General features: G+C 53.2%; 11 protein-coding genes. 6 read left to right on the forward strand and 5 right to left on the reverse strand.

Translation table 11 applies throughout. From position 1 onward, the window contains the following. Nucleotides 1–65 precede the first annotated feature (65 nt). The 4 genes from gyrB to dnaA are packed head-to-tail and all read right to left on the reverse strand — an operon-like array spanning nucleotide 66 to nucleotide 6090. The gene (gene gyrB / locus OGX86_RS14850) at nucleotides 66–2480 is read right to left on the reverse strand and encodes a DNA topoisomerase (ATP-hydrolyzing) subunit B (RefSeq protein WP_048215237.1); all 2415 of its coding nucleotides are present in this window, start codon (nucleotides 2478–2480) and stop codon (nucleotides 66–68) included. Nucleotides 2481–2508: 28 nt separating this feature from the next. After that, the gene (recF, locus tag OGX86_RS14855; RefSeq protein WP_038635725.1) at nucleotides 2509–3582 is read right to left on the reverse strand and encodes a DNA replication/repair protein RecF; all 1074 of its coding nucleotides are present in this window, start codon (nucleotides 3580–3582) and stop codon (nucleotides 2509–2511) included. Beyond that, complete coding sequence (dnaN, locus tag OGX86_RS14860; protein WP_003023863.1) at nucleotides 3582–4682, reverse strand: DNA polymerase III subunit beta; 1101 nt, start codon at nucleotides 4680–4682, stop codon at nucleotides 3582–3584. The genes recF and dnaN overlap by 1 nt, the downstream gene beginning before the upstream one ends. Nucleotides 4683–4686: 4 nt before the next feature. Further along, a complete protein-coding gene (gene dnaA / locus OGX86_RS14865) occupies nucleotides 4687–6090 on the reverse strand; it encodes a chromosomal replication initiator protein DnaA (RefSeq protein ID WP_003827078.1) in 1404 nt (467 codons plus the stop codon). A gap of 297 nt (nucleotides 6091–6387) precedes the next feature. Between dnaA and OGX86_RS22865 the strand changes: the two genes are divergently transcribed. From OGX86_RS22865 to mnmE, 6 genes are all read left to right on the forward strand, one after another. Then, the gene (locus tag OGX86_RS22865) at nucleotides 6388–6468 is read left to right on the forward strand and encodes a hypothetical protein (RefSeq protein WP_418221920.1); all 81 of its coding nucleotides are present in this window, start codon (nucleotides 6388–6390) and stop codon (nucleotides 6466–6468) included. A 228-nt stretch (nucleotides 6469–6696) separates the two neighbouring features. Beyond that, nucleotides 6697–6837, forward strand: coding sequence for a 50S ribosomal protein L34 (gene rpmH / locus OGX86_RS14870; RefSeq protein ID WP_003023858.1), 141 nt, complete (start codon nucleotides 6697–6699; stop codon nucleotides 6835–6837). A gap of 17 nt (nucleotides 6838–6854) precedes the next feature. Beyond that, on the forward strand, nucleotides 6855–7214 hold the full coding sequence (gene rnpA / locus OGX86_RS14875) for a ribonuclease P protein component (RefSeq protein ID WP_003844432.1): 360 nt from the start codon (nucleotides 6855–6857) through the stop codon (nucleotides 7212–7214). Next, nucleotides 7178–7435 carry a membrane protein insertion efficiency factor YidD gene (yidD, locus tag OGX86_RS14880; protein WP_003023846.1) on the forward strand — a complete coding sequence of 86 codons (258 nt, stop codon included), beginning with the start codon at nucleotides 7178–7180 and terminating at the stop codon, nucleotides 7433–7435. Before rnpA ends, yidD begins: the two co-directional genes overlap by 37 nt. A gap of 2 nt (nucleotides 7436–7437) precedes the next feature. Continuing rightward, entirely contained in the window at nucleotides 7438–9084 is a 1647-nt protein-coding gene (yidC, locus tag OGX86_RS14885; RefSeq protein ID WP_003827058.1) for a membrane protein insertase YidC, read from the forward strand. Between the two features lie 105 nt (nucleotides 9085–9189). After that, nucleotides 9190–10554: a tRNA uridine-5-carboxymethylaminomethyl(34) synthesis GTPase MnmE gene (mnmE, locus tag OGX86_RS14890; RefSeq protein WP_286640246.1), complete on the forward strand. Its 1365-nt coding sequence runs from the start codon at nucleotides 9190–9192 to the stop codon at nucleotides 10552–10554. A gap of 68 nt (nucleotides 10555–10622) precedes the next feature. On the opposite strand, the gene OGX86_RS14895 is transcribed toward mnmE, so the two are convergent. Then, the coding region (locus tag OGX86_RS14895) for a hypothetical protein (RefSeq protein ID WP_286640247.1) at nucleotides 10623–11163 on the reverse strand (541 nt) is incomplete at its 5' end.

Genomic DNA, 11163 nt, shown 5'->3' on the forward strand with positions numbered 1-11163 from the left:
TCAGGCACAATACAACGTCTTGCCGGATAGCGGCGTAAACCGCCTTATCCGGCCTACAGATTGGCTTAAATATCGATGTTCGCCGCTTTCAGGGCGTTCTCTTCGATAAATGCGCGACGCGGTTCAACGGCATCGCCCATCAGCGTGGTGAACAGCTGGTCGGCAGCAATCGCATCCTTCACGGTAACGCGCAACATGCGACGGCTTTCCGGATCCATGGTGGTTTCCCACAGCTGTTCCGGGTTCATCTCGCCCAGACCTTTATAACGCTGGATAGCGAGGCCACGACGAGACTCTTTCTGCAGCCATTCCAGTGCCTGCTCAAAGCTGGCAACCGGCTGGCGACGCTCGCCACGTTCGATAAACGCATCGTCTTCGATCAGCCCACGCAGCTTCTCGCCAAGCGTACAAATACGACGGTATTCGCCACCGGTCACAAACTCGTGGTCCAGAACGTAGTCGGTATCCACACCGTGAGTACGGACGCGCACAATCGGTTCAAACAGGTTCTGCTCTGCGTTGTGGTGGATATCAAACTTCCACAGGCTACCGTGCTGTTCTTTTTCGTTCAGCTCGGTAATCAGTGCATTCACCCAGCGGGTAACGGCCTGTTCATTTGCCAAATCAGCTTCTGGCAGCGTCGGTTGATAAACCAGCTCTTTCAGCAGCGCTTTCGGGAAACGACGTTCCATACGGCCAATCATTTTCTGTGTCGCGTTGTATTCAGAAACCAGTTTCTCTAACGACTCACCTGAAAGGGCTGGTGCGTTGGCATTGGTGTGCAGCGTTGCGCCATCCAGAGCGATAGAGATCTGATACTGATCCATCGCTTCGTCATCTTTAATGTATTGTTCCTGCTTGCCTTTTTTCACTTTGTACAGCGGTGGCTGTGCAATGTAAACGTGGCCGCGTTCAACGATTTCCGGCATCTGACGATAGAAGAAGGTCAACAGCAGCGTACGAATGTGCGAGCCATCGACGTCGGCATCGGTCATGATGATGATGCTGTGATAACGCAGTTTGTCCGGGTTGTACTCGTCACGACCGATGCCACAGCCGAGCGCGGTGATCAGCGTCGCGACTTCCTGAGAGGAGAGCATCTTGTCAAAGCGCGCTTTCTCGACGTTGAGGATTTTACCCTTCAGCGGCAGAATCGCCTGGTTTTTACGGTTACGGCCCTGCTTAGCAGAACCGCCCGCGGAGTCCCCTTCCACAAGGTACAGTTCGGACAACGCCGGGTCGCGTTCCTGACAGTCCGCCAGCTTGCCCGGCAGACCCGCTAAGTCCAGCGCGCCTTTACGACGGGTCATTTCACGCGCACGACGTGCAGCTTCACGAGCACGCGCAGCATCAATAATTTTGCCGACAACGATTTTCGCGTCAGACGGGTTTTCCAGCAGATATTCGCTCAGCAGTTCGTTCATCTGCTGTTCTACCGCCGATTTCACCTCAGAGGAGACCAGCTTGTCTTTGGTCTGTGAGGAGAACTTCGGATCCGGTACTTTCACGGAAACAACGGCAATCAGGCCTTCACGGGCATCGTCACCAGTAGCGCTGACTTTCGCTTTTTTGCTGTAGCCTTCTTTGTCCATGTAGGCGTTCAGGGTACGGGTCATCGCCGCACGGAAGCCTGCAAGGTGAGTACCGCCGTCACGCTGTGGAATGTTGTTAGTGAAGCAGTAGATGTTTTCCTGGAAACCATCGTTCCACTGCAGCGCAACTTCAACGCCGATACCGTCTTTTTCGGTGGAGAAGTAGAAGATATTTGGGTGGATCGGCGTTTTGTTTTTGTTGAGGTATTCAACAAACGCCTTGATGCCGCCTTCATAATGGAAATGGTCTTCTTTGCCGTCACGCTTGTCGCGCAGACGAATAGAGACGCCGGAGTTCAGGAATGACAGCTCACGCAGACGTTTCGCCAGAATGTCGTATTCAAATTCAACAACATTGGTAAAGGTTTCGTGGCTTGGCCAGAAACGGACCTGAGTCCCGGTCAGTTCTGTTTCGCCGGTTACTGCCAGCGGCGCCTGCGGCACACCGTGCACGTAAGTTTGCTGATGCACTTTGCCTTCACGACGAATCACCAGTTCCAGCTTCTGTGACAGGGCGTTAACGACGGAAACACCCACGCCGTGCAGACCGCCGGAAACTTTATAGGAGTTATCATCGAATTTACCGCCTGCGTGCAAAACGGTCATGATAACTTCCGCTGCCGAAACGCCCTCTTCCGGGTGAATACCGGTTGGGATACCACGGCCATCATCGGTAACGGACACGGAGTTGTCAGCGTGAATCGTTACCACGATATCTTTACAGTGACCCGCGAGCGCTTCGTCGATAGCGTTATCTACCACCTCGAATACCATGTGGTGCAGACCGGTGCCGTCATCCGTGTCGCCGATATACATACCCGGGCGCTTACGCACCGCATCCAGTCCTTTCAGGACTTTGATACTGGAGGAGTCATAAGAATTCGACATCAACGTTTCTCGCTCATTTTATCTTGGGTTAATCCGTTATTTTACCCTTTTCCACGGTAAACATCTTCGAATTTTCATCGGACATGTCTATAACGTGTTCAGCGCTTATTGCGCTGACAAAGACCTGAGATTGCGTGGCTTTTAAGCGGCTGGCCAGCAGTCCGCGACGCGCGTCATCCAGTTCAGAGGCAAAATCATCTATCAGGTACAGGCAGCGCCGCCCGCTTTCACGGGTCAGGAACTCCCCTTGCGCCAGACGTAAGGCGCACATCAGCAGCTTTAGCTGCCCACGCGACAACGTATCTTCCACCGGCGCACCGTCGGCGCGAATGCGGAAATCCGCCTTATGCGGGCCGTGCGCAGTGTAGGTCAACATGCGATCGCGTTCAAAACTGCGTTCCAGCACTTCGGCATAATCAGTCTCTTTCTCCCAGCCGCGCTGGAATGAGAAGGAGAGCGAAAACTCGGGAAGAAACTGCTGGCAGGTATCCGCCATATCCTGCGCGATACCGGCGCTGTACTCCGCGCGCCAGGTGCTGATTTGTTCCGCCAGCGGGATAAGTTCTCTATCCCACGGGCGCAGTTGCTCATAACGACTCACCTGGCGCAGTGCCGCATTACGCTGCTTGAGCAGTCGCTTCAGGTTGCTCCAGGCGGTGAAAAATCCGGCTTCATTGTGAAAGCATCCCCAGTCAAGAAATGCTCTTCTGTATTTGGGGCCGCCGTTGAGTAAAGTAAACCCCTCTGGCGTGATCAGTTGCATCGGCATCAGGTGCGCCAGTTCTGCAACCTTGTGCCCGTCAGTGCCGTCAATGCGCACTTTGCTGTCGCCCAGTTTGTCTTTCGTCAGGCCAATCGACGTCTCACGTTCTTCACCCTGCAAACGCCCGTGTAAAACAAACGACTCCTGCTCGTGGCGAATCACGCGGCCAATCTGCAAACTGCGAAACGCCCGGCCATGGCCGAGCGTATAGATGGCTTCCAGGACGCTGGTTTTGCCGCTGCCGTTCGCGCCAACCAGGAAGTTAAAGCCAGGGGATAAAGCGAGATCCGCGCTTTCGATATTGCGAAAATCGCGGATCAACAGGCGGGTGAGCGACATTACAGTCTCATTGGCATAACAACATAGGCAGCCGACTGTGATGCGGCATCTTCAATCTGTACGCTCGATACGGAATCGGTCAGCAGAATACGCACGTTCTCGCACTTCAGCGCGTTCAGAACGTCCAGTACGTAGCTCACGTTAAAGCCGATTTCCAGTTCTGTACCAGGATAGGAGACATCCAGAATTTCTTCTGCTTCTTCCTGCTCCGGGTTGTTGGCGGTGATTTTGAGCTGGTTTTCGCTGACATACAGACGCACGCCGCGGAATTTCTCGTTCGAGAGGATCGCCGCACGCGCAAACGCCTGTTTGAGGATATCGCAACCGGCTTCCAGATGCTTGTCCGGATTCTTCGGCAATACGCGGCGATAATCCGGGAAACGGCCATCAACCAGCTTAGAGGTGAAGATGAAGTCACCAACGTGCGCACGAATGTTGTTGCTGCCAATCTGCACGCGCAGCGGGTTATCGCCGCCGTCGAGCATACGCATCAGTTCAATCACACCTTTACGCGGTACGATCACCGAATGGCTTGGCAACGGCTGACCAACAGGCATTGAACAAACCGCCAGGCGGTGACCGTCGGTCGCCACGGTACGCAGCTCTTCCCCTTCGGTTTCAAACAGCATGCCGTTTAAGTAGTAACGTACGTCCTGATGCGCCATCGAAAACTGCGTGGCTTCAATCAGGCGCTTCATCGTCGCCTGCGGCAGGGTGAATTCGACTTCGCTCTGCCAATCGTCCAGATTCGGGAAGTCGGCGGCAGGCAGCGTAGACAGCGAGAAACGGCTGCGGCCAGAACGCACCAGCATACGGTCGCCTTCCAGTTGAACGGCAATTTCCGCGCCTTCCGGCAATCCACGGCAAATATCGAAGAATTTACGCGCCGGAACGGTGGTCGCGCCAGGTTCATGGGGCTGGATCAGCGCCACGCGCGCCACCATCTCCATTTCGAGATCGGTACCGGTCAGCGAAAGCGTGCCGTCAGCAACCTGCAGCAGCAGGTTTCCGAGAATAGGCAGTGTAGGACGTCCACCCAGCGGGCCGCTGACCTGCTGAAGCGGTTTTAATAAATGTTCACGTTCAACGGTAAATTTCATAGCGTCACGAAGATAATGTTCTGATTAAATTGGAGAAATCTTCTTTAATATCATGGCTTTCTTCACGCAACTGCTCAATCTTGCGGCAGGCATGAAGCACGGTAGTATGGTCACGCCCACCAAACGCGTCGCCAATTTCCGGCAGACTGTGGTTAGTGAGCTCTTTTGCCAGCGCCATCGCCATCTGGCGCGGACGAGCTACCGAGCGAGATCGACGCTTAGAAAGCAGATCCGCAATTTTGATTTTGTAATACTCCGCCACCGTCTTCTGGATATTGTCGATGGTGACCAGCTTTTCCTGCAAAGCCAGCAGATCGCGCAGCGCTTCACGCACGAAATCGATAGTAATCGCCCGGCCGGTAAAATTGGCGTTGGCGATCACGCGATTCAGTGCGCCTTCCAGCTCACGTACGTTAGAGCGTAGACGCTTGGCAATAAAGAACGCGACTTCACCCGGCAGACGAATGTCGTTTTCGTCGGCTTTTTTCATCAGGATCGCAACACGCGTTTCCAGTTCAGGCGGTTCGATCGCGACAGTCAGTCCCCAGCCAAAGCGGGATTTCAGACGATCTTCAACGCCGTTGATCTCCTTCGGATAGCGATCCGAGGTCAGGATGATCTGCTGATTGCCTTCCAGCAGGGCGTTAAAGGTGTGGAAAAACTCTTCCTGCGATCGCTCTTTATTCGCGAAGAATTGGATATCGTCAATCAGCAGCGCGTCAACGGAACGGTAGTAGCGTTTAAACTCTTCGATCGCGTTGTTTTGCAGGGCTTTGACCATGTCCTGCACAAAACGCTCGGAGTGCATATACACCACTTTGGCGTTTGGCTTACGCGCCATAATGCCGTTACCGACAGCGTGCAACAGGTGGGTTTTACCCAGACCCGTACCGCCATATAGGAATAACGGATTGTAGGCGCCGCCAGGATTGTCCGCCACCTGACGTGCCGCCGCGCGCGCCAGTTGGTTAGATTTACCTTCAACGAAGTTATCAAACGTGTGTTTGACGTTGACGTTAGAACGATAGGTAGGTTCTGCCGGAGCCGGGACGTTATCCCAGCCTGGACGCGCCGCCGGAGCAGCACGTTGCGGTTGCACTTGCTGAGCCACGTGGGCGGGCGCAACAACATTGTTGACCGGCGTTTTCAGCGTTTGCGTGACGGGTTTAGTGCCGACTTCAAAGCGCAGCTGTGGGGCATCCGCTCCACAGAAATTATTGAGTAATCCATTAATATTATTAAGGTATTTATCCCTTACCCAATCGAGCACGAAACGGTTTGGCGCATACAAAGCCAGCGTGTTATCGCTCAGTTCCGCCTGCAACGGGCGTATCCACATACTGAACTCTGTGGCTGGTAACTCATCCTGCAATCGGGCAAGACACTGCTGCCAAAGCGAAAGTGACACGGCGGACTCCACTCGAACAAAAGTCGATAAATGACAAAGGCTGAAACATTCATGATTGTTGACGCACATCGACAAGACCCTATGCAAAGGGTGACGTGCGAATTGCTATCTGCAATTTTTACCCGATCAGGATCCATTGAAACGATCAGGACCGCGGATCATAGCGTAAACTGAGAAAGAGATCTTCTGTTTCTCACAGATTCTTCCCGATTTATCCACAGGATGATCCAGAATCGGCTAAGTGTAAACGATCCTGGAGAAGTGCTGCAGGTTTTAGCGCGCATATTGAAAAAATTAATGAGTAAAGATGCTTTACTGCTTAAACGATCTAATAAAGATCCCGTGCGATCCTTGCGCTTTATCCACCAGCCCGTATAATTCTTACCCCCAGCGAGTAACGGTCGCCTTACGGCGTCAACGCTGCCTGTTTTTTACGCGAAACCATGCGGAAAAAAGCGGGAAATAAGGAAAGAGAATTGACTCCGGAGTGTACAATTATTACAATCCGGCCTCTTTAATCACCCACACTGTGGCGTAAGTCGTTCGAAATTCGTTCGGGTATACGCAAAAGTCAGTGAATTTATTCAAGTTTAGGTAGAAATCGCCATGAAACGCACTTTTCAACCGTCTGTACTGAAGCGCAACCGTTCTCACGGCTTCCGTGCTCGTATGGCTAATAAAAATGGTCGTCAGGTTCTGGCACGTCGTCGTGCTAAAGGCCGTTCTCGTCTGACCGTTTCTAAGTAATAAAAGCTAGCCCCTGAGTGGTTAAGCTCGCATTTCCCAGGGAGTTACGTTTGTTAACTCCCACTCATTTCACATTCGTCTTCCAGCAGCCACAACGGGCTGGCACGCCGCAAATCACCATCCTCGGCCGCCTGAATTCGCTGGGGCATCCCCGTATCGGTCTTACAGTCGCCAAGAAAAATGTTAAACGTGCGCATGAACGCAATCGGATTAAACGTCTGACGCGTGAAAGCTTCCGTTTACGTCAGCACGAGCTTCCAGCAATGGATTTCGTGGTGGTGGCGAAAAAAGGGGTTGCTGACCTCGATAACCGTGCTCTCTCGGAAGCGTTGGAAAAATTATGGCGTCGCCATTGTCGCCTGGCTCGCGGGTCCTGATAGCCCTCATTCGGGTCTATCAACGCCTGATCAGTCCGCTGCTTGGGCCGCATTGCCGTTTCACTCCAACCTGTTCGAGCTACGGAATTGAGGCATTGCGCAGGTTTGGAGTGATAAAAGGCAGTTGGTTGACGGTGAAACGCGTATTAAAATGCCACCCTTTACACCCTGGTGGTGACGATCCCGTCCCGCCCGGACCATTTGATACCAGAGAACACTAACGATGGATTCGCAACGCAATCTTTTAGTCATCGCTTTGCTGTTCGTGTCTTTCATGATCTGGCAAGCCTGGGAGCAGGATAAAAACCCGCAACCTCAGGCCCAACAGACCACGCAGACAACGACCACCGCAGCGGGTAGCGCCGCAGACCAGGGCGTACCGGCCAGTGGCCAGGGGAAACTGATTACGGTTAAAACTGACGTGCTTGATCTGACCATCAACACCCGTGGTGGTGATGTGGAACAGGCTTCACTGCCAGCTTACCCGAAAGAACTCGGTTCTACCGAACCGTTCCAGTTACTGGAAACCACGCCACAGTTCATCTACCAGGCACAGAGTGGCCTGACAGGTCGTGACGGCCCGGATAACCCGGCTAACGGCCCACGTCCGCTGTACAACGTCGATAAAGACGCGTTTGTACTGGCTGACGGTCAGAACGAACTGCAGATCCCGATGACCTATACTGACGCAGCGGGTAACACATTCACTAAAACGTTTGTTCTTAAGCGTGGTGAATATGCTGTCAACGTTAACTACAGCGTGCAGAACGCCGGCGAAAAACCGCTGGAAATCTCCACCTTTGGTCAGCTGAAGCAATCCATCAATCTGCCATCTCATCGCGACACCGGTAGCAGCAACTTTGCGCTGCACACCTTCCGTGGCGCGGCGTACTCCACGCCGGATGAGAAGTATGAGAAATACAAATTCGACACCATTGCTGAAAACGAAAACCTGAACGTCAATGCTAAAGACGGCTGGGTCGCAATGCTGCAACAGTATTTCGCAACGGCATGGGTTCCGCGTAACGACGGCACCAACAACTTCTATACCGCTAACCTGGGTAACGGCATTGCCGCTATCGGCTATAAATCACAGCCGGTACTGGTTCAGCCTGGCCAGACTGGCGCGATGACCAGCACCCTGTGGGTCGGCCCGGAAATTCAGGATAAAATGGCGGCCGTTGCACCGCACCTGGATCTGACCGTGGATTACGGCTGGTTGTGGTTCATTTCTCAGCCGCTGTTTAAACTGCTGAAGTGGATCCATAGCTTCCTGGGTAACTGGGGCTTCTCCATCATCGTTATCACCTTTATCGTTCGTGGCATCATGTACCCGCTGACCAAAGCGCAGTACACCTCCATGGCGAAGATGCGTATGCTGCAGCCGAAGATTCAGGCTATGCGTGAGCGTCTGGGCGATGACAAACAGCGTCAGAGCCAGGAAATGATGGCCCTGTACAAAGCTGAGAAGGTTAACCCGCTGGGCGGCTGCTTCCCGCTGATCATCCAGATGCCAATCTTCCTGGCGTTGTACTACATGCTGATGGGCTCCATTGAACTGCGTCATGCGCCATTCGCTCTGTGGATCCATGACCTGTCTGCACAGGACCCGTACTACATCCTGCCGATTCTGATGGGCGTGACGATGTTCTTCATTCAGAAGATGTCTCCGACCACTGTAACCGACCCGATGCAGCAGAAGATCATGACCTTTATGCCGGTCATCTTCACCGTGTTCTTCCTGTGGTTCCCGTCAGGTCTGGTGCTGTACTATATCGTCAGCAACCTGGTAACCATTATTCAGCAGCAGCTGATTTACCGTGGTCTGGAGAAACGTGGCCTGCATAGCCGCGAGAAGAAAAACTCCTGATTCGGTGTAGGCCGGATTAGGCGAAGCCGCCATCCGGCAAACGGAACATAAAGTAAAGGGCGGTCATTAGACCGCCTTTTTTATTGCATTAAGAAGAGACAAACCATGAGCCATAACGACACCATCGTCGCTCAGGCCACCCCACCGGGACGTGGTGGCGTGGGTATCCTGCGTATCTCCGGCCTGAAGGCGCGTGAGGTCGCAGAAACCGTACTGGGGAAACTGCCCAAACCGCGTTATGCCGATTATCTGCCGTTTAAAGACGCGGATGGCAGCGCGCTGGATCAGGGGATTGCCCTGTGGTTCCCCGGCCCAAACTCCTTTACCGGCGAAGACGTTTTAGAGCTTCAGGGCCACGGCGGTCCAGTGATTCTTGACCTGCTGCTCAAACGTATTCTGACCATTCCCGGGCTGCGCATTGCCAGACCGGGTGAATTCTCCGAGCGAGCGTTTCTCAATGATAAGCTCGATTTAGCCCAGGCCGAGGCGATTGCCGACCTGATCGATGCCAGCTCAGAGCAAGCCGCTCGCTCGGCGCTGAACTCGTTGCAGGGCGCATTTTCCGCACGGGTAAATCATCTTGTGGAAGCGCTCACTCACCTGCGCATCTATGTTGAAGCAGCGATCGACTTCCCGGATGAAGAAATCGACTTCCTGTCTGACGGCAAGATTGAAGCGCAACTCAACAGCGTTATCAGCGATCTTGATGCCGTGCGTGCGGAAGCGCGTCAGGGCAGCCTGCTGCGCGAAGGGATGAAGGTGGTGATTGCCGGGCGTCCAAACGCCGGGAAATCAAGCCTGCTGAACGCGCTAGCTGGCCGTGAGGCGGCCATTGTCACCGATATCGCCGGGACTACCCGCGACGTGCTGCGTGAGCATATTCATATCGACGGCATGCCGCTACACATCATCGACACCGCCGGTTTGCGCGATGCCAGCGACGAAGTTGAACGCATCGGTATCGAACGTGCCTGGCAGGAAATTGAACAGGCCGACCGTGTACTGTTTATGGTTGATGGCACCACCACCGACGCCGTGGACCCGGCAGATATCTGGCCAGACTTTATTGCCCGTCTGCCAGCCAAACTGCCGATCACCGTGGTGCGTAACAAAGCGGATATTACCAGTGAGACGCTGGGCCTTAGCGAAGTAAATGGCCACTCACTGGTTCGCCTCTCCGCGCGTACCGGTGAAGGCGTTGACGTACTGCGTAATCATCTCAAACAGAGCATGGGCTTTGAAACCAATATGGAAGGCGGCTTTCTGGCCCGTCGTCGTCACCTGCAGGCGCTGGCAGAAGCTGCAGAGCATCTCGAGCAGGGTAAAGCCCAACTGCTCGGAGCATGGGCCGGAGAATTGCTGGCTGAGGAGCTACGCCTTGCGCAGCAGAACCTCAGTGAGATCACCGGAGAATTTACCTCCGACGATCTGCTGGGACGGATTTTCTCCAGCTTTTGTATTGGTAAGTAATTCTTCAGAAATTGGCCATTAATGAAAAATCCCGCCAGCACATTCTCTGGCGGGAACTACATAAATCATCATTTCATCGACAGCAATTTTTCATAGCTGGGATAAATATGCGGGATCTTTTCACTACTGCCATCGGGATAAGTTGCCGTAAGTTTGCCTGGAGCATCTGGAGGTGTCAAAGTAACAACTTTATCGAAATGAATGACTGGCTCAATAAGAATGGTTTGAGTATTCCTAAGCCGAAAACGCCTTCGCCATTTTTCAGGGCCGGTATTTCCACCAAATAAGTTCAATGTTGTTTGATTAAATAAATGGCTAATAAATACTTCAGGGAAATAATCCGTTTTTAAGTCAAGATCTCCACTGACCTCTTTTGCCCTCCCTGTCCCATACCCGTCACTGAGGCCATAATTTCCAAAATCAAAGATATAACTGGTCTCAATGACTTCTTTTCCTTTCACCAGTGGAATATTATCCGCAATCCTGAAACTTACTCTCAGTGAATTTAGCTGCCACTGGCACGGCCCGCCACCATCAATGGCAATACTGATCTGCCACAGCCCCCCCATACCCTGCCGGACGAAAGGCTGCGTAAAACCGTTGTATCCC

Origin of the sequence: Citrobacter sp. Cpo040, from assembly GCF_030332915.1 — a bacterium.
Classification (GTDB): domain Bacteria; phylum Pseudomonadota; class Gammaproteobacteria; order Enterobacterales; family Enterobacteriaceae; genus Citrobacter; species Citrobacter portucalensis.

What these genes read in the sequence shown, in the direction of transcription:
- gyrB (WP_048215237.1), bottom strand. Translation starts at nt 2,480, where the DNA reads ATGTCGAATTCTTATGACTCCTCCAGTATCAAAGTCCTGAAAGGACTG.
- recF (WP_038635725.1), bottom strand. Translation starts at nt 3,582, where the DNA reads ATGTCGCTCACCCGCCTGTTGATCCGCGATTTTCGCAATATCGAAAGC.
- dnaN (WP_003023863.1), bottom strand. Translation starts at nt 4,682, where the DNA reads ATGAAATTTACCGTTGAACGTGAACATTTATTAAAACCGCTTCAGCAG.
- OGX86_RS22865 (WP_418221920.1), top strand. Translation starts at nt 6,388, where the DNA reads ATGAGTAAAGATGCTTTACTGCTTAAACGATCTAATAAAGATCCCGTG.
- rpmH (WP_003023858.1), top strand. Translation starts at nt 6,697, where the DNA reads ATGAAACGCACTTTTCAACCGTCTGTACTGAAGCGCAACCGTTCTCAC.
- yidD (WP_003023846.1), top strand. Translation starts at nt 7,178, where the DNA reads ATGGCGTCGCCATTGTCGCCTGGCTCGCGGGTCCTGATAGCCCTCATT.
- yidC (WP_003827058.1), top strand. Translation starts at nt 7,438, where the DNA reads ATGGATTCGCAACGCAATCTTTTAGTCATCGCTTTGCTGTTCGTGTCT.
- mnmE (WP_286640246.1), top strand. Translation starts at nt 9,190, where the DNA reads ATGAGCCATAACGACACCATCGTCGCTCAGGCCACCCCACCGGGACGT.